The following is a 23353-nucleotide window of genomic DNA, read 5'->3' as shown; positions in this document are numbered from 1 at the left end:
TGAAACCATGAAGGCTGATGAAGTTGTTCAGCCCCGCAGTAAGTCTCTATCCATCGAGGAGAAAAAGACATGGCAAACAAGAATCCTGGCAACTTTGCCAACGATCGCGAAAAAGCGTCCGAGGCTGGTAAGAAGGGTGGCCACAACAGCGGCGGCAACTTCGCCAACGACCGCGAGAAGGCTTCCGAAGCTGGCCGCAAAGGCGGACAGAACAGCCACGGCGGCGGACGTAACAGCAACAGCTGATAGGTCCTTTTATAAAAAAGGCAAAGGTCAAAAGCCTTTGCCTTTTTTATTGCCGTTTTTTAACGATAGTTCTTTCAGGGATTGCGTCGCGACAATAAGTCGACGCACAAGTCGGGCCGATAGTTATTATCGAAGACCATAAACGGTCAGCGAACCAAGTTTGGAACTGTAACGACCATGAAAGATTTCGATAGTCCGAACGCCCCCACCAATCCCGGCGACGAAGCAGCACCCGGAACCCCCGGCACCGGCGAAAATATCTGTCCGGTGTGCAGCGGCAGCGGGCGCGTCGACAGAGGGGAATGCACAAACTGCGGCGGTACCGGTAAGGTGATCGAAGGCATCGGCGGCGCCTGAAGCCGTCATGGACTCGGGAGCACCTTCATGGGCGTCAGCGCGTTTACCAACCGGATCATCCAGAGCTTGATGGATACCGACTACTACAAGCTGACGATGATGCAGGCCGTGCTGCACCACTACCCGAACGCAGAGGTCGAATGGGCCTTTCGCAGCCGCTCCGAGGAAGACCTCTCGCCCTACCTCGACGCCATCCGCGAGCAGATGGAGGCGCTGGCAGAGCTGCGGTTCGAGCCGGCAGAGCTGGCCTTTCTCGAAAATATTCCCTACATGCAGCCGGACTTCATCCGGTTTCTCGGCCTGTTCCGCTTCGATCCGCGCTATGTACGCGTCGAACTCGAGGCCGGCGAACTGGTGGTCTATCTGCGCGGCCCCTGGTTGCATGTGATCCTGTTCGAGGTGCCGCTGCTGGCGATCATCAGCGAGGTACGCAATCGGGTCCGCTACCCCGAGGTGACCCTGGAGCAGGCCGAAGCACGTCTCGATGAAAAACTCGAATGGCTGAAGGCCGAGGCCAGCGAGCAGGAGCTGGCGGGGTTCAACCTGGCCGACTTCGGCACCCGTCGACGCTTTTCCTTCGCCGTGCAGGCCCGGGTCGTCGAGCGGCTGAAAGCAGATTTCCCCGGTAATTTCGTCGGTACCAGCAACCTTCATCTGGCACACAAGCTGAAGCTCAAGCCCATGGGGACCATGGCGCATGAGTGGATCATGGCCCATCAACAGCTTGGCCCGAGGTTGATCGACAGTCAGAGCGCTGCGCTCGACTGCTGGGCCCGGGAATACCGCGGCGCGCTGGGCATCGCCATCACCGATTGCATCACCATGGACGCTTTCACCGCCGATTTCGATCTCTACCTGGCGAAGCTGTTCGACGGTCTGCGCCACGACTCGGGCGACCCGATCGAGTGGGCGGAGAAGGCCATCGCCCATTATCGTCGGCTGGGGATCGACCCGATGACCCGGCAGCTGGTGTTCTCCGATGGCCTGGATTTTCCCAAAGCCTTGGGCATCTACCGCGCGCTGGCCGGACGCAGCAATACCAGCTATGGCATCGGCACTCAGCTGACCTGCGACATCCCGGGGGTCGAGCCCACCAACATGGTGATCAAGATGACCAGCTGCAACGGGCAGCCGGTGGCCAAGATCTCAGACTCGCCCGGCAAAACCATGTGCCGCGACGAGGCGTTCGTCGCCTACCTCAAGCACGTGTTTTCGGTGAAGCACTAAAACCCGCTCAAGCCGTGGGAAGACTGGCGCCGGACAGCTCCGCGTCGTCCGACTCGAAACACAGACGGTTGCGGCCGGCGGCTTTCGCCAGGTACATCCGCCGGTCGGCGATGTCGAGCAACTCCTGCGCACTTTCGGCGAAGTCGGCGCAGCGTTCAGCCAGCCCAATGCTGGCGGTCAGGGTGCTGCCATCGGGCCGCAACCCGAGGCCACTGCGCACCATACGCTCCAAGGCCATGCGCGCCTGCGCCAGATCGGTATCGGGCATGATCACGACGAACTCCTCGCCTCCCCAGCGCAGCAGGGTATCGGTACTGCGCAGGCTTGCGAACATGTTCTGCGTGCATTCGCAGAGGACTCGATCGCCGGCGTCGTGACCGAAGGTATCGTTGATTGCCTTGAAGTGATCCAGATCGATGAAGGCGACGGCGAGCCCGGTGTCGTGTCGGCGCGCCGTGTCCCATTGCAGTTTGAGGATTTCCTGACCGCTGCCACGGGAAAAGACTCCGGTGAGCGGATCACGGATGGCCTGGCGCACCAGCGCGATCATGAATGCCAGCTGGCTGAGGCTTGCCAGCACCGCGACCCCGGCGATCAGCATCAGCAACCAGAAGCCGCCGGCGAACGATGGCCAGTTCAGCGTCGACCAGGACAGATAACCCGCCACCACCTGAGCCAACAGCAGCAGGCTGGCCATTGCCAGGTTTTCCAGCAGCGTCAGTGGAAATATCGCCAGGCCGGCCATCAACACGAATGGCAGAAAGGCGTAGCCCGAGGCCACGGCAGCGGAAAATGCGGTCAGCTGATAATGGCCGAGCAATGTGTGCGAGGCGATATAGAAGGCTGTCGGGATCGCGAACAGCAACGCAACGGCGCGGTACGCATCGAACAGATTGCCGCTGGGCCGATAGAACATCAGCAGACAGGCGAAGGCCGCGCAGGCGAGCAGGCGAAACGTTGCCAGACCGAGCCATAGCGGATAACTGAAGGCCATCAGGTCGATCACGCCCCATATTGGCGTGAGCACCGCGAACAGGAAGGCGAACAACCTGACACGATTGACGATCAAGGTCGCGCGGCGTTGGGTCAACAGCAACGGATGCCGGTTCGGCGCGGCCAGCTTCACCCATTCGTTGGTCCGCAGCTCGCTGGGTAGCAGGATCGCCAGGCGGCTCGACAGCAGGTCGATCAAGGACGGCATTTCTCTATTCACCATGAGCAATGGATGGGCGTTCACGCCCGGGTGTCAGTCGGCAGCGAATGATATCACCATGACATCAACGCAAAGCATCACCCGCCCCACCCGGTCGTCGGCATTCGGTGGCGCCTCCATCGAGTCGGCGCTGCCTGCACAGCCCTCCAGGCCGCGGGGCTTCCCAGCGTTACGGCCGAAATGCCGAAGCCGGGAGCCAGCAACCCGAAAATAATTTGTAACAAGCCGAACACTGGCCGGACCGCACGGCGTCATCCGTTCGAGCGACACACCACCGTCCGACAAATGGCGCTTAAGAGCGCTTATGCCAGTTAGCTGAGCGGGCTAGCGTTGATCTACCGGAGACCTGATCTCCGCAAGCCAAGAACAACAACAAGAACAACAATAAGGAGAAGCCTGTGCAGAGCGTTCTAAAGCCCCTTGCTCTCGCGGTGCTACTGGCGGCCGTGCCGGTTGCGGTAGACGCGGCGACCAGCCCGTACACGCAGTTCGTCAATTTCGGTGATTCGCTGAGCGATGCCGGAAACTTTCCCGACCTGGGTAGCCCGCTGCTGGCCACCGGCAGCCTACTGGACGGCAATCCCACCGGAGGACTGCGCTTTACCAACCGTACCGGCCCAAACTACACGTCCGACAATAGCGAGTACTACGGCCAGGTTGTTACCCAGGTACTCGCCAACCGCCTGGGCCTGCAATCGCTCCCCTCCACGCCGCTGCTACCCGGCGCTCTGACCGGTAACCCGGATGGCACCAACTATGCGGTCGGGGGTTACCGTTCGGATCAGATTCTCGACTCGTTGACCGGCAATTCGACCGTCACGGTTCCCGGTGTCGCTACCCGCAGCCGTCTGGGCTATCTGGTGGAGAACCCTCAAGTCGACCCGGACGGCTTGTACTACCTCAACGGCGGCGCCAACGACATCTTCCAGCTCGTCAACGGGACCGTACCGACGATCACCATGGCGCAATCGGCCGCCAATATGGTGGAGGCTGTCCGGGTGCTACAGGCGGCTGGCGCCCGCTACATCGTGATTTCCGACCTGCCCAATGTCGGCGATACACCGCTGGGCAACAGCATGCCCGGCTTCAGCACCCTGCTGAACAACCTGAGCGATAGCTTCAATGCCGAGCTTGCCGCCGGCCTTCAGGCGCAGGGCGGCAATTACGTGTTGCTGAACAACCGCCTGCTGCTCTCGGAAGTTCGCGCCGACCTTGCCCGCTTCGGCTTCGATCCGACCATCGACCAGGCGACCGTCTGCTTCAGCGGTGACGGCTGCGTGAGCGACCCCACCTACGGGTTGACCGGCCTCGTTGCCAATACCAATGCCAACGCCGATCCAGACCGCTTGCTGTTCAACGATGCCGTGCACCCGACCACGGCGGTTCACCAGATCAGTGCCGACTACGTCTACTCGATCCTTTCCGCCCCGGCAGAGATTTCGCGATTGCCGGAGATGGGGCGCTCGGCGTTGCGCAATCACCTGCAAATGCTCGACAACGAACTCGATGCACAGCGTGGCCGGTGGCAGTCGGTGGGTCGCTGGCGCACCTTCGTTCAAGGTGGCTACAACCGGCCCGAGTACGATGGTTTCGGCGGCGGCGATGGTGACAGCCCCACACTGGCGATCGGCATCACCAATCGGGTCAGTGAGAGCTGGCTGGCGGGCCTTAGCCTGGGCTTGGCGCAAAATTCGTTGAGCCTGGGCGAAGGCGATTCGGACTACGACATGCGCAGCTATCTGGGCACCGCGTTCGCCAGCTTTCATCAGGATCGATTTTTCGCCGACTTCAGCGCCAGCGCCGGCTATCTCGACTACGACTCGCTGGATCGCACCTTCGCGCTGGGTATCACGGAGCGTTCGGAAAAAGGCAGCACTGAAGGCATGCTCTGGGGTGTCTCGGCCAAATCCGGCTTCAACCTGATGCAGATCGGCGATCCGCTGCAGTTCGGCCCGTTCATCGGGGCCAGCTATCAGAAGATCGAAGTGGACGGCTATAGCGAAAAAGGCGCCAGCTCGACGGCCTTGAGTTTCGAGGATCAAGAGCTTGAATCGCTGCGCCTGTCGGTAGGCCTGTTCGGCAACTATGCGCTGACCGATCGCACACGCCTGTTTGCCAACGTGGCCCGCGAGGTCGAGCGCAAGGACGATGAACGCGACGACCTGCGGATGTCACTCAACAGCGTGGCGAACAACACCTTCGCGCTGCCCGGGGCTGTTCCTACCGGCGACCAGACCCGATTCAGCCTGGGCGTTGCCCATCAACTGGCGCCCGGGCTGAGCCTGCGCGCCAACTACAACTATCAGGGCAACGACAACCGCAACCAGGGCGTTGGCCTGTCCCTGGCGCTGGATCTGTAACTGCGACGCTCCTCGTTTGGCTGCCTTGCCAAGCCGCTGCACTCGCTGTGCAGCGGCTTTTTTCTTGGCGGTTTGACGCGTTATCGCTGATCCAGCTGTTGCTGCAGATTGGCGACCTGGCCTTGCAGCGAATTGATGGTGCGGGTCACTTGAGCGCGGAAGGAGTCGAACTCGGCCGTCTTGACGCCCGGGGCCGCTGCCGGGGCCGATGGTCGGTTGTCCACCTCGCTGCGCAGCACCAACAGATCCTGCTCGAGGCGACTGACCGCCTGGCTGGCGTCACCGCGCTGTTTCAACGCGGCGACATCCTTGCTCAACCCATCGATCCGAGCCGACAGCTTGCCCATTTCATCGGCCGTTCCCTTAAGCCCGGCCACCGACGACTTGAGCGCCGCTTGCTCGTCGCTGAGACCCTTGATCGTCTCGGCGAGCGTCGCGGAGCTGGCCTGGTACTCGCGCATGTCGCTGACGACGCGGCCGACGCGGATGCCCTGCTCATCGAGGCGCTTGTCCTGGTTGCCCTGCCTGCCAAGCAGGCTCTGCTGCTCGGTCGCCATGGCGCGCTGCTGCTCCGCCAGATCCAGCGCCTGCTTCTCCAGTTGCTTGATGCGCAGCTTCAAGGCCTCGCCTTCGGTGGTCACGTTGGACTCGGTCGCCACGATCTTGCCGGAGATATCCTGCAGCCGGCCGGTGGCGTCCTCGCTGATACGGGCAAAGCTCTCCTGGGTCGCGACCAACTGGGCCTCGAGCCTGGAGACCTGTTGGTCGCTCCACCAGCCCAGCGCACCCAGTGCGCAGAACAGCGCCACGATCAGGATCCACAGCGGCGCGGTGCCCGCCGCGCGACGCTTCTGCCGCGAACGGGGGCCGTCCGGGTCCCGATCCACTGGCCGCTGGATCGGCTCCAGTTCAGGCGCAGGATAGGGATCGCGGTCACGGCCGGCGGTCAGGCTGGGTACGTGGTCCAGTTCGTCGTGGGCATCGTTGCGCATGGGGTTACCTTTGGCGGCGCGAAGCGAAAAACAGCGCGCAGTATAACGATTCAGCAGCGCCACTTCAGCGGCATCGACCGGCGATGCTGCACCGAGAGCAGGCGTAGCAGCCCTTCGGCGGCTCAAGACCGTGCAAACCGACCGCGACAGACGGTGCAGCCTGCGCCCGCCCCAAGGACTAGGGAGGGCGCTTCGCCTGCAAGAAGACAGACAAACCGGGGCCTGAGCCGCCGCGTGCTTGATTGCCCGGAAGAAACTTCACGAGTGGTACAGCTATTGCTTTGAGGAAAGGGCCAGCGGACAGCGTTTTCCGACAAGGACGTCGGGCCTAAGCATGGAAAAACGATGCGACCAAGAGAGCGAATCATGGAGATCAACAAGGCCGTGCTCGATTGCATGCAGCACCTGCGGCGCCGACTGCGCGACGAACAACAGCTCGACATCCGCTTGAGCCAGCCTGATGCCGTCCAGGCCATGCTGGCGGCCTGCCTGTGTTCGAATGACGAAACGACTCGCGACCTCGGCAAGCAGCTGGCCACCTTCAGCGATCTACCCATCCCCACCGTGACCAAGTCGCCGCCCGCTGAAACCCATGGCAGGCATGCGCACTCGGTTCGCATCTATCGCGGCCAGCGGGTCATGAACTAGCGTCTTTTGCGGTGACCAGCCACTGCCCGACCGACCGGGTCAGCTGGCGGGTCAGTTCGGCAAGCAGCTCCCCGCCGTTACGCCAGTGGTGCCAGTACAGCGGCACATCGATGGGCGGTCCTCGAAACACGTCCACCAAGGTGCCGCGGGCCAGCTCGGCCTCTACCTGCAACTCGGGCACCAGCCCCCATCCGAGATCGCTCTGCAGCAAGCGCACGAAACCCTCCGACGATGGGCACAGGTGATGGCTGAAGGCGCCATTCAGGCCCAGCGATGCCAAGTAGCGGTGCTGCAACTGATCGTCCGGGCCGAACACAATCGCTGGGGCGCGCAACAAGGCGTGCGCCGGCGCCCCGGGCCCCAGGTGTCGCGCGACGAATGCCGGGCTGGCCAGCGCCCGATAACGCATGGCCCCAAGAAACAGACTGCGCGCCCCGGCCAAAGGGCGCTCCACCGCACAGACGCAGGCGGCGACTGCACCCGCCCGCATACGCTTGAGCCCTACGTCCTGGTCTTCCACCAGATGATCGAGGACCACGGCATTGGCCGTGCAGAACGGTGCGACCGCTTGCGCCCACCAGGTCGACAGGCTGTCGGCATTCAGGGCGATACGTAAGCGCTCGGGCACTCTGCCCTCGTCCAGCTCCGGCACTTGCCCCTGCAGATCGCGCTCCAGCAGACGCACCTGTTGCACGTGGTTGAGTAGACGCCGACCCACCTCGGTCGGCTGTGGCGGGCTGGCGCGCAACAGCACCGGCTGACCGAGGCGCGCCTCGAGCAACTTGATGCGCTGAGACACCGCCGATTGCGACAAACCCAGCGCCCGCGCGGCCCGATCGAACCCCGCCTGCTCTACCACCGCTGCCAGAGCCGCCAGCAGCTTGTAATCGAACATCAGTTTTCCTTATGGCGCATTACGCTATTTCGTTTTTCTTATACGAGACAACCGCCGAGACTGCGAGCCTTGATCTACCGGAACAGGCAAAAAAAGATGTGGCAGAGCTACGTGAACGGCTTGTTGGTTGCAGCAGGCCTGATCATCGCAATCGGCGCGCAAAACGCATTCGTCCTGGCTCAGAGCCTGCGACGCGAACATCACCTGTCGGTCGCCGCGCTCTGCATCCTGTGTGACGTCGTACTGGTGAGCGCCGGCGTCTTCGGCCTCGCCGCGGTGCTGGCAGCCAGCCCACTGCTGCTGCACATCACGCGCTGGGGCGGTGTGCTGTTCTTGCTGTTCTACGGTGCCGTCGCGCTGCGTCGGGCGGCTTATCCGCAGGCGTTGCAGGAAGAGACACAGCGGGGTCCGCGCTCGCTGCAGAACGTGATGCTCGCCGCACTGGCGGTCACCTTGCTCAACCCGCACGTCTATCTCGACACGGTACTGTTGATCGGCTCGCTCGGCGCCCAGCAGCCCGAACCCGGCGCCTACACCCTGGGCGCCGCCAGCGCATCGGCGCTGTGGTTTCTGCTGCTCGCGCTGGGTGGGGCCTGGCTTGCACCCTGGCTGGCCCGCCCGCTGACCTGGCGGCTGATCGACCTCGGCGTGGCGGCGATGATGTTCAGCGTTGCCGCCCAGTTGGTTTTTGTTGCCTGAGGAACGCCGCCGGGGATTCGCGGTCCACGCAAGGGGACTCAGCACCGAGCCCGCACAAGCCTCGCTACCGGGCTCTGGCCTAGGCCTTTTCCCACACAGTTGTCGCGTGGTTTTGGCGTAGGCTGGGTGCTATGATCCTTGGTCCGCGGGCATGGAGTGGAACGCTTCAGCCCGCCACAACGGCCGCCCGTGAACGGCCGAAGAATGCGCATGCATGCAGCGCGAAGGGAAAGACAGGCGTAAACGGAAGAACATCGGTGCAGTAGTTTTCTCCGTTCCACCAGGCGCTGGCCACCAGCGCGGACTACCTCCCTCCGAGCCGCATCTATTCTCGACACCTGAGCAGGAGATACACCATGGCTTTCGAATTGCCGCCGCTTCCGTTTGAAAAGAACGCCCTCGAGCCGCACATTTCCGCCGAGACCTTCGAGTATCACCACGGCAAGCACCACCAGGCCTACGTGACCAACCTGAACAACCTGATCCCAGGCACCGAGTTCGAAGGCAAGGATCTGGAAACCATCATCAAGACTTCCTCCGGTGGCATCTTCAACAACGCCGCCCAGGTCTGGAACCACACCTTCTTCTGGAACTGCATGGCACCGAATGCCGGCGGCCAGCCGACTGGCGCCCTGGCCGATGCCATCAACGCTGCGTTCGGCTCCTTCGACAAGTTCAAGGAAGAATTCACCAAGACCGCCATCGGCACCTTCGGCTCCGGCTGGGCCTGGCTGGTGAAGAAGTCCGACGGCAGCGTCGGCCTGGCGAGCACCATTGGTGCCGGCAACCCGATGACCGCTGGCGACAAGCCGCTGCTGACCTGCGACGTTTGGGAACACGCCTACTACATCGACTACCGCAACGCGCGTCCGAAGTTCGTCGAAGCGTTCTGGAACATCGTCAACTGGGACTTCGTCGCGAAGAACTTCGCTGGCTGAGTGTCAGGCTTGCCTACGGAGCGGTTTCCGCTCCGTAGCACGCAAATCAAAAATGCCCGCATCCTGTGATGCGGGCATTTTTTATCGACGCCCCGCCTGCTGACGGCTGCCCATGCACACCACGGCGTGGCCGACTATGCTGGCGCCACCCTTTCCGTCGGAGGCATTGCCCATGTCCAACACAGTTCTGATCATCGGTGCATCGCGCGGCCTAGGCCTGGGTCTGGCCAAACAATTTTCCAGCCAGGGATGGCAGGTCATCGCGACAGTGCGTGACCCGCAACGGGCGGATGCCCTGAAGTCCGTCGCCAATACCCGGGTCGAGCAGCTCGATATAGACAACGCGGCGGAGGTCGACGCCCTCGCGCAACGGCTATCCGGCACCACGCTCGACGTGCTCTTCATCAATGCGGGCATTTCCGGCTCCCGCACGCTCTCGGCCGACACGGCCATGCCCGACGAGGTCAGCCAGCTGTTCATGACCAACGCCGTCGCGCCAGTACGCCTGGCCAAGCGCTTGCGGTCTCTGGTCAACCCACAGACGGGCGTCATCACCTTCATGAGTTCGATCATGGGCAGCGTGGAAACCGGACCCGGCATGGGCATGCCGCTCTACGGAGCCAGCAAGGCCGCCCTCAACCACCTGACCCGAACCTTTGTCGCTGAGCTCGGCGAAACCGGGCTCAGCGTGATTTCGATGCATCCGGGATGGGTCAAGACCGATATGGGCGGGGCGGAAGCGCCACTGGATGTCGAGACCAGCTGCCGCGGCATGGTCGAACAGGTCCGTCGGGCCGCGGGCCAGGGTGGCCACCGCTTCATCGACTATCAGGGCGAGACGCTCGCCTGGTAATGATCGACGCAACGGCGAGGTCTGCGGGCCGACGCGGCAGCCTCGCTCGAGCGCGGCGATCAACGCAAAGAAGGATCAGGCCTTGGGCAAGGTCACGCCACGCTGGCCCTGGTACTTGCCGCCACGATCACGGTAAGACGTCTCGCACTCTTCATCCGACTCGAGAAACAGCATCTGCGCCACGCCTTCGTTGGCGTAGATCTTCGCCGGCAGCGTCGTGGTGTTGGAGAACTCCAGCGTCACATGCCCTTCCCACTCGGGCTCGAGCGGCGTCACGTTGACGATGATGCCGCAGCGGGCATAGGTGCTCTTGCCGAGACAGATCGTCAGCACGTTGCGCGGGATTCGGAAGTATTCGACGGTACGCGCCAGCGCGAAGGAGTTCGGCGGGATGATGCAGACGTCGCTCTTGATGTCGACGAAGCTCTTCTCGTCGAAGTTCTTCGGATCGACGGTGGCCGAGTTGATGTTGGTGAACACCTTGAATTCGTCCGCGCAGCGCACGTCGTAACCATAGCTGGACACGCCGTAGGAAATCAGGCGCTCGTTGCCCTCGGTGCGCACCTGGCGCTCGACGTAAGGCTCGATCATGCCGTGCTCCTGGGCCATCCGGCGAATCCACTTGTCCGATTTGATGCTCATGGCGGGCGTCCTGATTTGGCTGGTAGGGTCAGAGAAAGGCATGCATCTTACCGAGCCCAGGGGGTGGGTTCAAAGCCCGCCACCTGGGACCGTGCGCCACGCCCATCGGGCGCTGGGAAGAAACTGAAAATAATGCTCGCATTGCTGCGGAAATGCGGTATCTTTCATTGGCTGCTGCTGCATGTGTCACCGTGAATCGCTACATGTTTAGATTTCGATCCGATCATTGCTACGACTCCTTTAACTCCTTGCACACAGTCACCGTTCGGGGTAGTTGCCCGTTCAATCACATCTACATTGTTCAAGGAGACATTCAAATGTCCAATCGCCAAACCGGTACCGTTAAGTGGTTCAACGATGAAAAAGGCTTCGGCTTCATCACTCCGCAATCCGGTGACGACCTCTTCGTACACTTCCGCGCCATCCAAGGCGACGGTTTCAAGAGCCTGAAAGAAGGCCAGCAAGTTTCCTTCGTCGCTACCCGCGGCCAGAAGGGCATGCAAGCTGAGGAAGTTCAGGTTATCTAACCTGAAGCTTCTCTGAAAAAGCCCCGCTTCGGCGGGGCTTTTTTATGCCTGCGATTCGTAGGATGGAATCGCCGCAGGCGCTTCCGTCGCTCGCCGCGCGCCCCCCTCGAACACCAAAACCAACCCGTAACTGGTTTACGTGCCGATCGAGGCTTGCCGCCGGCCTTCGCCATCGTCGGATTACGCCTGCGGCTAATCCAACCTACAAAGCGGCGCTCCCAACGATCAACGTTTGTAGGATGGAATCGCCGCAGGCGCTTCCGTCGCTCGCCGCGAACCACTCGAACACCAAAACCAACCCGTAACTGGTTTACGTGCCGCTCGAGGCTTGCCGCCGGCCTTCGCCATCGTCGGATTACGCCTGCGGCTAATCCAACCTACAAAAAGACGCTCCCGACGATCAACGTTTGTAGGATGGAATCGCCGCAGGCGCTTCCGTCGCTCGCCGCGAACCACTCGAACACCAAAACCAACCCGTACTGGTTTACGTGCCGATCGAGGCTTGCCGCCGGCCTTCGCCATCGTCGGATTACGCCTGCGGCTAATCCAACCTACAAAGCGACGCTCCCGACGATCAACGTTTGTAGGATGGAATCGCCACAGGCGCTTCCGTCGCTCGCCGCGCGAACTACTCGAACACCAAAACCAACCCGTAACTGATTTACGTGCCGCTCGAAGCTTGCCGCCGACCTTCGCCATCGTCGGATTACGCCTGCAGCTAATCCAACCTACAAAGCGGCGCTCCCGACGACCAACGTTTGTAGGATGGAATCGCCACAGGCGCTTCCGTCGCTCGCCGCGAACTACTCGAACACCAAAACCAACCCGTAACTGATTTGCGTGCCGCTCGAGGCTTGCCGCCGGCCTTCGCCATCGTCGGATTACGCCTGCGGCTAATCCAACCTACAAAGCGGCGCTCCCGACGATCAGTCGTCGCTGACCGTAATGTTGGGCATCGATTGCGCAATGATCTGGCCGCCTTGGGAAATCCGCGCCCCAACGCTGCGTGCCATCTGCTGATAGATCATGGCGATCTGGCTTTCCGGATCGGCAATTGCGGTCGGCTTGCCGGCATCGGCCTGGGTCCGAATCGCCATCGACAGCGGCAAGGAGGCCAGCAGCTCGACGTTGTACTGCGCCGCCAGCTTCTCACCGCCACCCTCGCCAAACAGGTGCTCGGCATGGCCGCAGTTCGAGCAGATATGGATGGCCATGTTCTCAACCACGCCCAGTACCGGAATGTTTACCTTGCGGAACATCTCCACGCCCTTCTTCGCGTCCAGCAGTGCCAGGTCCTGCGGCGTGGTGACGATGACCGCCCCCACCACCGGCACCTTCTGCGCCAGGGTCAACTGGATATCGCCCGTGCCCGGCGGCATGTCCACCACCAGGTAGTCGAGATCGTCCCAGGCGGTTTGAGTGATCAGCTGCAACAGCGCGCCGGATACCATCGGCCCGCGCCAGACCATGGGCGTTTTGTCGTCGGAGAGAAACGCCATCGACATGATCTGTACACCATGGGCTTCCAGCGGAATGAATGCCTTGTTGTCGCGGATCTCCGGTCGGGTGCCTTCGGCGATGCCGAACATGATGCCCTGGCTCGGCCCGTAGATATCTGCATCCAGCACGCCCACGCGCGCGCCTTCGCGTGCCAGCGCCAGCGCGAGGTTGGCTGCGGTCGTAGACTTGCCGACACCGCCCTTGCCGGAAGCGACGGCGATGATGTTCTTGACGTTGGCCAGCGCCTCGACCTGATCCTGCGCCTTGTGCGAACGAATCACACAGTCGACCTGAACGTCCGCTCGTGTCACGCCGTCGAGCCCTTCAATGGCCATGCTCAACATCTGTGCCCAGCCACTGCGGAACAATCCGGCCGCATAGCCCAGCTCGATCTCGACCTTGACGCGATCGCCCTGAACATCGATCGAGCGTACACAACCGGCGGTCACCGGATCCTGGTTCAAGTTAGGGTCGGTGTACTGACGCAGTACGGCTTCGACAGCTTCGCGTGTGACGGTCATGACTACTCCCAAAGAAACCTAGTAAAACAGACGGGCATCTTACCTCGTGGTGCCGCCTGCGCTCATCAGGCGCGGCAATCAGGCGCGGCGCAGGCATTCGACCCCAGCCGCCCGCGCCAGTGCGGATGAAAAAAAACCGCCGCACCTTTATAGTGGCCGACTCACTTCGCAACCTCGACTGCAGATTTCCCCCATGTCCGAAGCCCGCCAGATCCTCGTTACCAGTGCCCTGCCCTACGCCAACGGTTCGATTCACCTTGGCCACATGCTCGAGTACATCCAGACGGACATGTGGGTGCGGTTCCAGAAGCTGCGCGGCAACCAGTGCATCTATGTCTGCGCCGACGACGCCCACGGCTCGGCCATCATGCTGCGTGCCGAGAAAGAAGGCATCACGCCCGAGCAGCTGATCGCCAACGTGCAGGCCGAACACAGCGCGGACTTCGCCGATTTCCTGGTCGACTTCGACAACTTCCACTCGACCCACTCGGACGAAAACCGCGAGCTGTCGAGCCTGATCTACACCCGGTTGCGCGACGCCGGCCATATCGCCACGCGCTCGGTCACCCAGTATTTCGACCCTGAAAAGGGCATGTTCCTCGCCGACCGCTTCATCAAGGGCACCTGCCCGAAGTGCGCCGCCGAGGACCAGTACGGCGACAACTGCGAAAAATGCGGTGCCACCTACGAGCCCACCGAGCTGAAGAATCCACGCTCAGCCATCTCGGGCGCCACGCCGGTGCTGCGCGACTCCAAGCACTTCTTCTTCAAGCTGCCCGACTTCGAGGCGATGCTCAAGGAGTGGACCCGCAGCGGCAGCCTGCAGGAATCGGTCGCCAACAAGATCGCCGAATGGCTCGACGGCGGCCTGCACGAGTGGGACATCTCCCGCGACGCGCCCTACTTCGGTTTCGAGATCCCGGACGAGCCGGGCAAATACTTCTACGTCTGGCTGGACGCACCGATCGGCTACATGGCCAGCTTCAAGAATCTCTGCTCCCGCCGTCCGGAGCTGGATTTCGATACGTTCTGGAAAAAGGACTCCAGCGCCGAGCTGTACCACTTCATCGGCAAGGACATCATCAACTTCCACACCCTGTTCTGGCCCGCCATGCTCGAAGGCGCCGGCTACCGCAAGCCCACCGCCGTCGCGGTGCACGGCTACCTGACGGTGAATGGGCAGAAGATGTCCAAGTCGCGCGGCACCTTTATCAAGGCGCGCACCTACCTGCAGCACCTGAACCCGGAATACCTGCGCTACTACTACGCGGCCAAACTCGGCCGTGGTGTCGATGACCTGGACCTGAACCTCGAAGACTTCGTGCAGAAGGTCAATTCCGACCTGGTGGGCAAGGTGGTCAACATCGCCAGCCGCTGCGCAGGCTTCATCCACAAGGGCAACGGCGGCGTGATGGTCGACCGCAACGCTTCGCCGGAGCTGACCGACGTCTTCCAGGCCGCCGCACCGTCCATTGCCGACGCTTATGAAAGCCGCGATTTCGCCCGCGCCATGCGCGAAATCATGGCCCTAGCCGACCGCGCCAACGCCTGGATTGCCGACAAGGCGCCCTGGGCACTGAACAAACAGGAAGGCATGCAGGATGAAGTTCAGGCGATCTGCGCCACCGGTATCAACCTGTTCCGCCAGCTGGTGATCTTCCTCAAGCCGGTGCTGCCGAACCTGGCCGCCGACGCCGAGCGTTTCCTCAACGTCGAACCGCTGCGCTGGACTGACTTGCAAACGCTGCTCGCCAATCACCAGCTGAACGCCTTCACCCCGCTATTGACCCGTATCGAGCCCGCAAAAATCGAAGCCATGATCGAAGCCTCCAAAGAAGACCTCGCCGCCACCGAAACCGCCGCGCCGACTGGCAACGGCGAGCTGACCAAGGAGCCGATCGCCGCGGAAATCGCCTTCGACACCTTCGCCGCCGTGGACCTGCGCATCGCGCTGATCGAGAAGTGCGAGTTCGTCGAAGGCGCCGACAAACTCCTGCGCCTGACGCTAGACATCGGCGACGCCAAGCGCAACGTCTTCTCCGGCATCAAGAGCGCCTACCCGGACCCAAGCAAGCTGGAAGGCCGCCTGACCCTGTACGTCGCCAACCTGGCTGCGCGCAAGATGAAGTTCGGCGTCTCCGAAGGCATGGTCCTGGCCGCCGGCCCTGGTGGTGAAGAAATCTACCTGCTCAGCCCGGACAGCGGCGCCAAGCCCGGTCAGCGCGTGAAGTAATGACATGAGACGAGAAGCCCGGTGCAATGCCGGGCTTCTTTTTCAACTCGACTTATCGCTCCACCACATCTATCGCTGCCACTGCCCGGAGGCGGTTATGACTGTCACACCCGATCCCAGTACATGCCCAATCTGTGGCGAGCCCAATCAATGCGCCCTCAGCAATCCGGCAACCGCGACGCAACCGTGCTGGTGCTTCACCACCGAGATAGCACCCGAAGCCCGCGAACGCATTCCCGACGACGCGCAGAATAAAGCCTGCATCTGTCCTCGTTGCGCCAGCGGCGAGCCTCCCGCCCAATCCTGATGCGCCCGGACCGCTTCCTCGCCAGCCTGCCCCACTGCAGCCATCGCCAGGCGCGTCTGCTGCTGGCGTCTGGTCGCGCTTCGGTGAATGGCAAGACAGTCTGCGATGGCACCCGTGACATCCGCGTATTCGACCGCATCGAGCTGGACGGCGAGGTACTGCAAGCCGGCAAGCCCGCGCGCTTCTTTATGCTCAACAAACCTGCCGGCTGCGTCAGCGCCACTGCCGACCCGCAACATCCTACGGTATTGGAATTGTTGAACGAGCCCGACAAGCACGAACTGCACATCGCTGGCCGGCTGGACTTCAACACCACCGGGCTGATGATCGTCACCAACGACGGTCTCTGGTCCCGCCGCCTCACCCAACCCGAAAGCCTGCTCGGCAAGACCTATCGGGTCGAAACCGAAGACCCCATCGACCCCAGCTGCATCGAGCACTTCGCCAGAGGCCTCTACTTCCGCTTCGAGAACCTCACCACCTTACCCGCCGAACTCGAACTACTGGGCCCACGCCAGGCACGCCTGACGCTGCACGAAGGCCGCTACCACCAGGTCAAGCGCATGTTCGGCCACTTCCGCAACAAGGTCACCGCCTTGCACCGTGAACGCATGGGCCCGCTCACGCTCGACCCCACACTCGCACCCGGCCAATACCGCAGCCTGACCGACAGCGAAATCGCGCAGATCTGAGCCTTTCGCCGAAAAGCCCCCCGTGCCCGCTTCAATTCCACGCGCCCTTCTGGTACAAAGGCACCCACCGCGGGCGTCGTATAATGGCATTACCTGAGCTTCCCAAGCTCATGACGAGGGTTCGATTCCCTTCGCCCGCTCCAGTATTTACGGGGCCTCTAGCGAGGCCCCTTTTTATTTGGTGACAGTAATGGCGACAGTTATCGCTTGCGCTCGCCAACTTAACTGTCACTATCGGCCTCTCCCAACAATTGGCTTGGCACACGGTCTATGCGGAACATCTCTGTAAGGAGTCTTGTTCATGTGCGGACGAATCACCCAGTCACGATACTCACGCGAATACGTTGAAGCGCTGGGTCAGCTGCCGATTAGCTGGACGAATCCGGAGCCGATCGGCCGCTACAACGTGCCGCCGCAATCGCGGGTTCAGCTACTGCACCAGGATGACGACGGGTTGCGCATGGAGCCGGTCAAGTGGGGGTACGCCCCGTTTTGGGCGCAGGGGAAGAGACCGCCGGCGATCAACGCCAGGGTGGAGACAGCCGCGACGAGCAGGTTTTTTCGCGACATATGGACGACCGGCCGTGCGATCGTCCCGGCTGACGGCTGGTATGAGTGGAAGAAGGACCCGGCCAACCCGAAGATTAAGCAGCCCTATCTGATCAAGTTTCGCAGCGACGAGCCACTATTCATGGCGGCGCTTGGGCAGTTTCAAAGGGGCGGCATGCTTGAGCCACGCGACGGCGACGGGTTCGTAATCATCACAGCGTCGAGCGATGTGGGCATGATCGATATTCACGACCGGCGCCCTGTTGTGCTCTCGGCGGAGTGCGCCGCCCATTGGATGGATCCTGATCTAACGCCCGACGAGGCCGAGGAAATCGCGCTCGAGCATAGCCTAGGCGTCGAAGAATTCGACTGGTATCCAGTGGACAAGGCCGTCGGCAATGTGCGGAACGAGGGCGCACACCTCATTGAGCGAATCAGCGACCCGGTGCTTTAGCGATGTATTTCAATGTCAGACGCCGCCGCATCAATGGCAAGCCGATCGATAGCCGTGAACTGAGCCGCGTGCCGCCGATTTATGGCGACGTCCGGATCATGCATGAGAAACCGGCAGAGCTGGGCAGGCCCTCTCAGGTCGCTAGCCTCATCAGCGACAACCCACTCGTGAGCAGTGTTATCCCTCCTCTGATGGATGTCAGCCTGTACACGATGTCCACCAACGGATTCACCCTCAGCGGCATAGAGATGGTCGACGGCGTTGCTTATGCGCAGTCGTGGCTCTGCCAGTTACCGGATTGATCACTTGGTTACCGACCTCGCCCACTCCTGCAGATAGGCCAGCTTGGCCTGGTCATCGATCATTCCTCGCCGGATACCCCAAACAGCTGATCCAGCTGCTGTACTGAGTTCGAGGGTGGCTGCATCGCCCATGCGGCCGGCGCCGGTGGCGGAGGACACGACGGCGTCGGCTCTGGCAACTCTGACCTCGATCCGCAGGCGGCGACGCTCATCATCAGCAGCGCTATACAGGCGCTCGAGGCGATCGTTTTCAATGAGTGCATGGGTCAGATTCTCGGTAGAGGATGTGTCAAGGGCGGCCAGGCGCTGCTCCAGCTCCAGCCGCTCGCGTTGCTGTTGGCGAATCACCGCGGCGTTCGCCTCGGCCACGTTGCGTACGAACGCCTGATGCTCGGCGCCTAGATCCGCCAGTCGTTTGCCATAGCTGTTGGCCTGCCACTGCCAGGCGCCCAAAGCCGCAATGGCCATCAGCGTGAGGATGACCCCACCGGCGGCTATCAATCGGTATTGCTTGAGCAGGGCGATCATCGCATCACCTCCCGGACGGCCGCGGCGAATCGCGCCGGCCAGCGATCCGGATGCGGCTCACCTGGACGCCAGGTGCGTGCGTACAGCCCCCAGCCAGCAGCGGCGTCATGCTCACCGGGAAGCGGCTTTGGGTCAGTCCAGAGCAGCAGACGGCCAAAGGCAAACGCCAGCACGTCGTCACGCTCGAGCGCAGCCCATACCGCGGCAGGGTCCGGCGCAATACCTCGAGCAGCGCACACACGCCGTGCATGGTCGCGGCTTGCAGGATGATTCAGCACGCCACGCACGCCGCCGCCTCGTTCGAACTGCAATAGCCCACGCGCCGGTCCGGTTGGCCATTGGCGGCGCCGCTGATCCGGATCTTCCTGCTGCGTGATAGCCAACAGCATGATTTCAGCCTCTCGGCTAGACATCCGCGCAGGCAGCAGCGCGAGAGCGGGCGCTATGGCTCGCTCCCGTATTTCAGAAAGGGTCATGGGTTTCTCCAGGCAGAAAAAAGCCCCGGCTGGCGGGGCTGTGATGGCATAATTTGCACTTTTCTCGATTGGCTTAAGCCTCAACGCACGGAAGTCTCCACATGAAATACGTCCCCGGAATCGATGGCTTACGCGCTGTCGCGGTGCTGAGCGTTTTACTATTCCATGCAGGGTTCACCAGCTTCTCCGGCGGCTATGTTGGCGTTGATGTGTTCTTTGTGATCAGCGGATACCTGATCACTCGATTAATCTCAGATGAGGTGACGCAAAAAGGCTCTTTTGACTTTCCAAACTTCTACTATCGTCGCGTTCGACGACTATTCCCGGCGCTATTCACAACGTTAGCTATATGCCTGATCCTGTCGTTCTTGCTTTTCACTCCGCAGCATTTCCAAAGATTTGGGGGAGAGCTTACGTACTCGATTTTTTCCCTGTCTAACTTTTTTTTCTGGAGCGAAAGCGGGTATTTCGACACATCCTCAGACTTCAAGCCATTGCTGCACACCTGGTCCCTTAGTGTCGAGGAGCAATTTTACATGCTGTGGCCGGCGCTACTTGTTCTACTACTGCGAGCCAAATCAAAGGCAATCGTCCTGTTCGCCCTAGCCGCTGCCTTTGCTGTTTCGCTAGGCCTTAACTTGGTATTTGCTGACGGCCAGAGCAGCACCCTGTCGAGTCTCGCGCCAACTGTGGCAGGCTGGTTCAGCGATGGAGCATCAACGATTTTTTATCTGACGCCTTTTAGGGTATTTGAGTTCGCTGTCGGCGCCGCCATTGTCTGGCTGCCGAGGCCTGGCGAAAAACATCGCGCACTATCCGAAGCATCCATGACAGCCGGGCTTTTGATGATCGGGATATCCATATTCACATTCACGGAGAAAACGGCTTTCCCCTCATACAATGCTCTCATCCCGTGCATCGGCGCGGCCCTGGTGATCTATGGGGTGAATGCCCCGACTACTGGCCTGTTGCTACGCAATGGACTGATGGTCTGGATCGGATTGATCAGCTACTCCGTATATCTAGTTCATTGGCCGCTGATCGTGTTCTATCGCTACTGGAGCAGTCAGCCTCTAGCCTTACACGAGCAGGTCGCGATCGTCACGATATCAATCTCGCTAGGCTTTGCCATGTTCCGGCTTGTTGAAACTCCAATGCGAAGAGCGCCGGGGTCGACTTACAAGCCGAACAAGGCGGCCTTTGGACTATCGTGCGCAATGCTAGCCATGTTTTTGGTTTTGCCAGCTTCGTCTATATGGGCGTCTAGCGGTTGGGAATGGCGTATTGGTGAATCGCGAAAAAAGCTTGCTGAGCAGCTCGGCGACTCTAAGCAGTTTCACATCGACAACTACGGAGGAGCCGGTTACACAGCAAGCGGATGGATAAATGTCGGAAAGAAACCTATTGCTGACCTTGTAGTGATTGGTGATAGCCATGCCAGACACTACGCCACAGGACTAGATCAGATAATAGGCAAGCCATTCTCTAAGAATATTTTCATATCATCCGCAAGCTGCTTGGTTCTTCCCGGCATGACAAGGGTTACTCCAGGAACCGACTGGGACTCCGCTTGCTCCGGCGCGCTTTCAAAAGCTATCACTGCTATTGAAAATAACCCAAATTCGGTTGTCATGATTGGCGAAAGTTGGCAATTCCAGCTTAATGCGGCAGGAGAAATAGGGGAAGGCAAGCCTTTAAAGCATGGAAACTCTGCTGACGGCTACCGTTTCATCACAAAAAAACTGGATAAACTTAGAGCCAAAATAGGGAATAGACAGCTGATCATAGTAGGAAATGTCCCTGGGGCCGGGACATCAGACACTATGGGGTGTTTTTTGCGCCCATCATTTATACAGTCAAATTGCTTTAGTTTGCTCAACGTCCCCGTGCGAGCTATCGAAAGTGCTGTAGGTAACAAAATTTTAGCGCAATACGCATCCGCCCGGCCGAATACCATCTTTCTAGACCCGTTTGACGCCTTTTGCGCGAACGGACTTTGTAGTTCGGCTGGTGATGATGCGGTTTACTATAGTGACGCCCTGCATCTTTCCAAAGCCGGATCGGTTCGCGCAATAAGTCATTTTAAGGAGGCGGTCTTGGCTGCCCTTGACCGCCGATCAGATGGCACCTCCTTACAGCAAGTGAAGGCCGCGAACGCTCACTGAAAGTTGCCCGGCGCTACCTGCGGTTACGCCAATAGCCAGCGGAAGGTTAGGCGATATCGTAGGGCTAAGCGGATCGAGAAATTCGCTGGCTGTAGGCGCCGCGCGCGAGACCACTAACGCATTGTTGCTGCCGATTCGGCCGACTGAGTACTGGGGTGATCCACCCGGGGTTACCGTGGGTACTGCGGCAATCTTTGCGACCATTATTCCGCGCTGCGGCATCTGCGGGACTATGAAAGTCCCAGAGGAGGTTAGTGGCACATTGATGCCATATTCCAGTGGGTACATTGTCGTCCCGGTCGTGTCGTCAACTGGATGATTCGCATACAGGCTCGGATCGCCAGGTCGAAACGCTGATTCAATTAGTGTATTCCCACCAGATATACGGATTGCACGCGAGATAACTCCGGAGAGCCCAACCTCTCGTCGGTAACGGAACGACCCGACGGTGGTGTTAGCTCCGACGACATTACAGAGGGCGAGCGTTGCAATGTTCGGGTTTGCTGCATCGGTTAATGACAGGGTGACATCATCAACCACGCAGTAATCCGACCCGTTCCATACAGCGACTCCAGCGCAGATGCTATCGCCGTTCTGTAAAGGCCAGCTAGCCAGATCAAGCCCCCAATCCCTGACGTGCAGCCCTCGAAGGCTTACTCGTTTTGTCGAATTGAGTGTTACTGGATAGCGCTTAGCGCGTATCACCTGCAAGTTCGAGAGGCGAACATCGGTGCCCTGCTGCGTGCCGAAGCCGTTCACACAGTTAACAGCCAGGCAGTTGTCCATCCAATTAATAAATGTGTCGTCGTCAAGCTCAGCCGGAATGTTCGTGCTTTGTTTGATCTGAAAGGATGCATTGCCGCCAATGCCAGTGTAGTCCTTGGCTGTGCAACCGGAAAACCCGCCGCCCACAGTCCCATTCATGTCAAATGCATGGCCTGTGTGGTCTTCCACATAGCAATCGACCGCCTTCATTCCGAGCGTATCCGACCAAGCTCGCGTAGATGGCAGGATGGTGCCCGACTTGTACCCAGGACCAATAAGTACAAACCCGAACTGATATCTATAGAGACGGCAGCGGCTGAAAGTTGATGCTTTGCAACTCACCAATTCCCAACCAAACGGCCGGTTAGCATCAGAGCCCTTACCTATGCCGTCGATGACATGGCAGTTGTCACTTTGGTATACCGCTACCGGCAGGTCTTTACCGCCGTTCAGAACTGGGCGGTTTACGGTCAGATCTGTGCAAGCGTTAAGCAGTAGCGAGACGAAAACGCCAGTGACGGTCTCTACAGTATCGTCGATCTCAATTCCGTCAATATGCCCGCTGCAGTTTGTAAACGTGGCGCTGTTACTGCCCTGGTGATCGAACACCAGTTTTGCGCCTGGCGCGAAATGAACATCTAGCTTCTTTCCGGCAATGGTGAAAGGCGTGCATTTGAATATGCCATCAAAGAAAGCGTAGCCAGCCTCAAGGGCTTTAACCACCGCAGTGGTGTCATCGGCAACCCCGTCGCCAACTGCGCCAAAGGTGTATGGCGTGACAGCCAGTTGACCCAATTTTCCTTTGACGGTCTGACTGACGGCAAACGGCAAGGATGATTTGTAGCCAACCTTCTCGGCGCCCGCGTCAGCCGCAAGCTCCTGCCGAAGCGAGTCATCGACGCGAATAACCACATTTGCCTCGTCGGAAGCCCATGAGCCAGAAAGAGCAACAGGAAACGCAGACGGCAGCTTGATCGCATACAAGATTCCCGGGGTGGCTGCGCGCTCGATCAGCTGAGTTGGCCGCTCAACAGTCAGCGGCGAACCGTCGACGTACTCCAGAACATTAGGCTCGAAACCGGACGCTGCCAGGAAATCGGCGAAATCAGCTTCCATTCCGGCCAAGCTTTTGCGTGGCGTGCCGAGACGATCTTCGTATTCCAGCCCCTGGCCATTGGCAAACTTATCCAGATTTGTCGCGTTGTCGTACAGATCACGCGCATCGGTGCTCGGTACAGGGTTGCCGGTGTTAAAGGCCATGTAG

The 23353-nt window shown here is 60.4% G+C and carries 23 protein-coding genes and 1 tRNA gene; 16 read left to right on the top strand and 8 right to left on the bottom strand.

Annotation, left to right across the window (positions count from 1 at the left end; all coding sequences use genetic code 11):
- Positions 1–69 precede the first annotated feature (69 nt).
- The 3 genes from KVO92_RS16605 to pncB all read left to right on the top strand — a co-directional run bounded on the left by KVO92_RS16605 (position 70) and on the right by pncB (position 1830).
- Positions 70–246, top strand: a complete 177-nt coding sequence (locus KVO92_RS16605) for a general stress protein (protein WP_019342274.1) — start codon at positions 70–72, stop codon at positions 244–246.
- Between the two features lie 177 nt (positions 247–423).
- Positions 424–603 (top strand): hypothetical protein, encoded by a 180-nt coding sequence (locus tag KVO92_RS16600; RefSeq protein ID WP_217476641.1) that lies wholly within the window; start codon positions 424–426, stop codon positions 601–603.
- Between the two features lie 27 nt (positions 604–630).
- Positions 631–1830 (top strand): nicotinate phosphoribosyltransferase, encoded by a 1200-nt coding sequence (gene pncB, locus KVO92_RS16595; RefSeq protein WP_217476640.1) that lies wholly within the window; start codon positions 631–633, stop codon positions 1828–1830.
- Positions 1831–1837: 7 nt separating this feature from the next.
- Here pncB and KVO92_RS16590 read toward each other — a convergent pair whose 3' ends face one another.
- Positions 1838–3031, bottom strand: a complete 1194-nt coding sequence (locus KVO92_RS16590) for a GGDEF domain-containing protein (RefSeq protein ID WP_217476639.1) — start codon at positions 3029–3031, stop codon at positions 1838–1840.
- A gap of 410 nt (positions 3032–3441) precedes the next feature.
- Between KVO92_RS16590 and KVO92_RS16585 the strand changes: the two genes are divergently transcribed.
- The gene (locus KVO92_RS16585; RefSeq protein WP_217476638.1) at positions 3442–5403 is read left to right on the top strand and encodes an autotransporter outer membrane beta-barrel domain-containing protein; all 1962 of its coding nucleotides are present in this window, start codon (positions 3442–3444) and stop codon (positions 5401–5403) included.
- Between the two features lie 80 nt (positions 5404–5483).
- On the opposite strand, the gene KVO92_RS16580 is transcribed toward KVO92_RS16585, so the two are convergent.
- Positions 5484–6395 carry an ATPase gene (locus KVO92_RS16580; protein ID WP_217476637.1) on the bottom strand — a complete coding sequence of 304 codons (912 nt, stop codon included), beginning with the start codon at positions 6393–6395 and terminating at the stop codon, positions 5484–5486.
- Positions 6396–6761: 366 nt separating this feature from the next.
- Between KVO92_RS16580 and KVO92_RS16575 the strand changes: the two genes are divergently transcribed.
- Complete coding sequence (locus KVO92_RS16575) at positions 6762–7043, top strand: hypothetical protein (protein WP_217476636.1); 282 nt, start codon at positions 6762–6764, stop codon at positions 7041–7043.
- Here the strand turns inward: KVO92_RS16575 and KVO92_RS16570 are convergent.
- Positions 7033–7938 carry a LysR family transcriptional regulator ArgP gene (locus tag KVO92_RS16570; protein ID WP_217476635.1) on the bottom strand — a complete coding sequence of 302 codons (906 nt, stop codon included), beginning with the start codon at positions 7936–7938 and terminating at the stop codon, positions 7033–7035. The two genes, KVO92_RS16575 and KVO92_RS16570, sit on opposite strands and share 11 nt — an antisense overlap.
- A gap of 96 nt (positions 7939–8034) precedes the next feature.
- Between KVO92_RS16570 and KVO92_RS16565 the strand changes: the two genes are divergently transcribed.
- The 3 genes from KVO92_RS16565 (at position 8035) to KVO92_RS16555 (ending at position 10428) form a co-directional block, all read left to right on the top strand.
- Complete coding sequence (locus tag KVO92_RS16565; RefSeq protein ID WP_217476634.1) at positions 8035–8637, top strand: LysE/ArgO family amino acid transporter; 603 nt, start codon at positions 8035–8037, stop codon at positions 8635–8637.
- Between the two features lie 356 nt (positions 8638–8993).
- Entirely contained in the window at positions 8994–9575 is a 582-nt protein-coding gene (locus tag KVO92_RS16560) for a superoxide dismutase (RefSeq protein ID WP_021207355.1), read from the top strand.
- Between the two features lie 172 nt (positions 9576–9747).
- Positions 9748–10428, top strand: a complete 681-nt coding sequence (locus tag KVO92_RS16555; protein ID WP_217476633.1) for an SDR family oxidoreductase — start codon at positions 9748–9750, stop codon at positions 10426–10428.
- A gap of 75 nt (positions 10429–10503) precedes the next feature.
- Here the strand turns inward: KVO92_RS16555 and dcd are convergent, their stop codons facing one another.
- Positions 10504–11070, bottom strand: a complete 567-nt coding sequence (gene dcd / locus KVO92_RS16550) for a dCTP deaminase (RefSeq protein ID WP_021207353.1) — start codon at positions 11068–11070, stop codon at positions 10504–10506.
- Positions 11071–11387: 317 nt separating this feature from the next.
- Between dcd and KVO92_RS16545 the strand changes: the two genes are divergently transcribed.
- The gene (locus KVO92_RS16545) at positions 11388–11597 is read left to right on the top strand and encodes a cold-shock protein (RefSeq protein ID WP_003282211.1); all 210 of its coding nucleotides are present in this window, start codon (positions 11388–11390) and stop codon (positions 11595–11597) included.
- Between the two features lie 926 nt (positions 11598–12523).
- On the opposite strand, the gene apbC is transcribed toward KVO92_RS16545, so the two are convergent.
- Positions 12524–13618 (bottom strand): iron-sulfur cluster carrier protein ApbC, encoded by a 1095-nt coding sequence (apbC, locus tag KVO92_RS16540; RefSeq protein ID WP_217476632.1) that lies wholly within the window; start codon positions 13616–13618, stop codon positions 12524–12526.
- 193 nt (positions 13619–13811) lie between these two features.
- On the opposite strand from apbC, the gene metG reads away from it, so the two are divergent.
- The 6 genes from metG to KVO92_RS16510 all read left to right on the top strand — a co-directional run bounded on the left by metG (position 13812) and on the right by KVO92_RS16510 (position 18155).
- Positions 13812–15851, top strand: a complete 2040-nt coding sequence (metG, locus tag KVO92_RS16535) for a methionine--tRNA ligase (protein ID WP_217476631.1) — start codon at positions 13812–13814, stop codon at positions 15849–15851.
- A gap of 4 nt (positions 15852–15855) precedes the next feature.
- Positions 15856–16158 carry a cysteine-rich CWC family protein gene (locus tag KVO92_RS16530; protein ID WP_423836236.1) on the top strand — a complete coding sequence of 101 codons (303 nt, stop codon included), beginning with the start codon at positions 15856–15858 and terminating at the stop codon, positions 16156–16158.
- A complete protein-coding gene (locus KVO92_RS16525) occupies positions 16158–16850 on the top strand; it encodes a pseudouridine synthase (protein ID WP_217476629.1) in 693 nt (230 codons plus the stop codon). Before KVO92_RS16530 ends, KVO92_RS16525 begins: the two co-directional genes overlap by 1 nt.
- 69 nt (positions 16851–16919) lie before the next feature.
- Positions 16920–16993 (top strand) — tRNA-Gly (locus KVO92_RS16520).
- Positions 16994–17151: 158 nt separating this feature from the next.
- The gene (locus KVO92_RS16515; protein ID WP_217476628.1) at positions 17152–17853 is read left to right on the top strand and encodes an SOS response-associated peptidase family protein; all 702 of its coding nucleotides are present in this window, start codon (positions 17152–17154) and stop codon (positions 17851–17853) included.
- 2 nt (positions 17854–17855) lie between these two features.
- Positions 17856–18155: a hypothetical protein gene (locus tag KVO92_RS16510; RefSeq protein WP_217476627.1), complete on the top strand. Its 300-nt coding sequence runs from the start codon at positions 17856–17858 to the stop codon at positions 18153–18155.
- Here KVO92_RS16510 and KVO92_RS16505 read toward each other — a convergent pair whose 3' ends face one another.
- Together KVO92_RS16505 and KVO92_RS16500 are read right to left on the bottom strand one after the other, a co-directional pair.
- Positions 18156–18683: a lysis system i-spanin subunit Rz gene (locus tag KVO92_RS16505; RefSeq protein ID WP_217476626.1), complete on the bottom strand. Its 528-nt coding sequence runs from the start codon at positions 18681–18683 to the stop codon at positions 18156–18158.
- Entirely contained in the window at positions 18680–19072 is a 393-nt protein-coding gene (locus KVO92_RS16500; RefSeq protein ID WP_254621460.1) for a hypothetical protein, read from the bottom strand. The genes KVO92_RS16505 and KVO92_RS16500 overlap by 4 nt, the downstream gene beginning before the upstream one ends.
- 188 nt (positions 19073–19260) lie before the next feature.
- Here KVO92_RS16500 and KVO92_RS16495 point away from each other — a divergent pair, with 188 nt between their 5' ends.
- On the top strand, positions 19261–21324 hold the full coding sequence (locus KVO92_RS16495) for an acyltransferase family protein (RefSeq protein WP_217476624.1): 2064 nt from the start codon (positions 19261–19263) through the stop codon (positions 21322–21324).
- Here KVO92_RS16495 and KVO92_RS16490 read toward each other — a convergent pair.
- Positions 21292–23349 carry a hypothetical protein gene (locus KVO92_RS16490; RefSeq protein ID WP_217476623.1) on the bottom strand — a complete coding sequence of 686 codons (2058 nt, stop codon included), beginning with the start codon at positions 23347–23349 and terminating at the stop codon, positions 21292–21294. The genes KVO92_RS16495 and KVO92_RS16490 overlap by 33 nt on opposite strands.
- Positions 23350–23353: the final 4 nt, after the last annotated feature.

This window comes from Stutzerimonas stutzeri (assembly GCF_019090095.1).
GTDB classification, from domain to species: Bacteria; Pseudomonadota; Gammaproteobacteria; order Pseudomonadales; family Pseudomonadaceae; genus Stutzerimonas; species Stutzerimonas stutzeri_AN.
The sequence above is the reverse complement of the archived record's forward strand: the minus strand, read 5'-3'. Positions and strand labels throughout refer to the sequence as shown.

Excerpts from the sequence above, each read along its gene's own strand:
- KVO92_RS16575 (WP_217476636.1), top strand. The coding sequence starts at position 6,762 with ATGGAGATCAACAAGGCCGTGCTCGATTGCATGCAGCACCTGCGGCGC.
- metG (WP_217476631.1), top strand. The coding sequence starts at position 13,812 with ATGTCCGAAGCCCGCCAGATCCTCGTTACCAGTGCCCTGCCCTACGCC.
- KVO92_RS16555 (WP_217476633.1), top strand. The coding sequence starts at position 9,748 with ATGTCCAACACAGTTCTGATCATCGGTGCATCGCGCGGCCTAGGCCTG.
- KVO92_RS16580 (WP_217476637.1), bottom strand. The coding sequence starts at position 6,395 with ATGCGCAACGATGCCCACGACGAACTGGACCACGTACCCAGCCTGACC.
- KVO92_RS16605 (WP_019342274.1), top strand. The coding sequence starts at position 70 with ATGGCAAACAAGAATCCTGGCAACTTTGCCAACGATCGCGAAAAAGCG.
- KVO92_RS16560 (WP_021207355.1), top strand. The coding sequence starts at position 8,994 with ATGGCTTTCGAATTGCCGCCGCTTCCGTTTGAAAAGAACGCCCTCGAG.
- dcd (WP_021207353.1), bottom strand. The coding sequence starts at position 11,070 with ATGAGCATCAAATCGGACAAGTGGATTCGCCGGATGGCCCAGGAGCAC.
- KVO92_RS16490 (WP_217476623.1), bottom strand. The coding sequence starts at position 23,349 with ATGGCCTTTAACACCGGCAACCCTGTACCGAGCACCGATGCGCGTGAT.
- KVO92_RS16590 (WP_217476639.1), bottom strand. The coding sequence starts at position 3,031 with ATGCCGTCCTTGATCGACCTGCTGTCGAGCCGCCTGGCGATCCTGCTA.
- KVO92_RS16525 (WP_217476629.1), top strand. The coding sequence starts at position 16,158 with ATGCGCCCGGACCGCTTCCTCGCCAGCCTGCCCCACTGCAGCCATCGC.
- KVO92_RS16510 (WP_217476627.1), top strand. The coding sequence starts at position 17,856 with ATGTATTTCAATGTCAGACGCCGCCGCATCAATGGCAAGCCGATCGAT.
- apbC (WP_217476632.1), bottom strand. The coding sequence starts at position 13,618 with ATGACCGTCACACGCGAAGCTGTCGAAGCCGTACTGCGTCAGTACACC.
- KVO92_RS16505 (WP_217476626.1), bottom strand. The coding sequence starts at position 18,683 with ATGATCGCCCTGCTCAAGCAATACCGATTGATAGCCGCCGGTGGGGTC.
- KVO92_RS16570 (WP_217476635.1), bottom strand. The coding sequence starts at position 7,938 with ATGTTCGATTACAAGCTGCTGGCGGCTCTGGCAGCGGTGGTAGAGCAG.
- KVO92_RS16565 (WP_217476634.1), top strand. The coding sequence starts at position 8,035 with ATGTGGCAGAGCTACGTGAACGGCTTGTTGGTTGCAGCAGGCCTGATC.
- KVO92_RS16500 (WP_254621460.1), bottom strand. The coding sequence starts at position 19,072 with ATGCTGTTGGCTATCACGCAGCAGGAAGATCCGGATCAGCGGCGCCGC.
- KVO92_RS16530 (WP_423836236.1), top strand. The coding sequence starts at position 15,856 with ATGAGACGAGAAGCCCGGTGCAATGCCGGGCTTCTTTTTCAACTCGAC.
- KVO92_RS16515 (WP_217476628.1), top strand. The coding sequence starts at position 17,152 with ATGTGCGGACGAATCACCCAGTCACGATACTCACGCGAATACGTTGAA.
- KVO92_RS16495 (WP_217476624.1), top strand. The coding sequence starts at position 19,261 with ATGAAATACGTCCCCGGAATCGATGGCTTACGCGCTGTCGCGGTGCTG.
- pncB (WP_217476640.1), top strand. The coding sequence starts at position 631 with ATGGGCGTCAGCGCGTTTACCAACCGGATCATCCAGAGCTTGATGGAT.
- KVO92_RS16600 (WP_217476641.1), top strand. The coding sequence starts at position 424 with ATGAAAGATTTCGATAGTCCGAACGCCCCCACCAATCCCGGCGACGAA.
- KVO92_RS16545 (WP_003282211.1), top strand. The coding sequence starts at position 11,388 with ATGTCCAATCGCCAAACCGGTACCGTTAAGTGGTTCAACGATGAAAAA.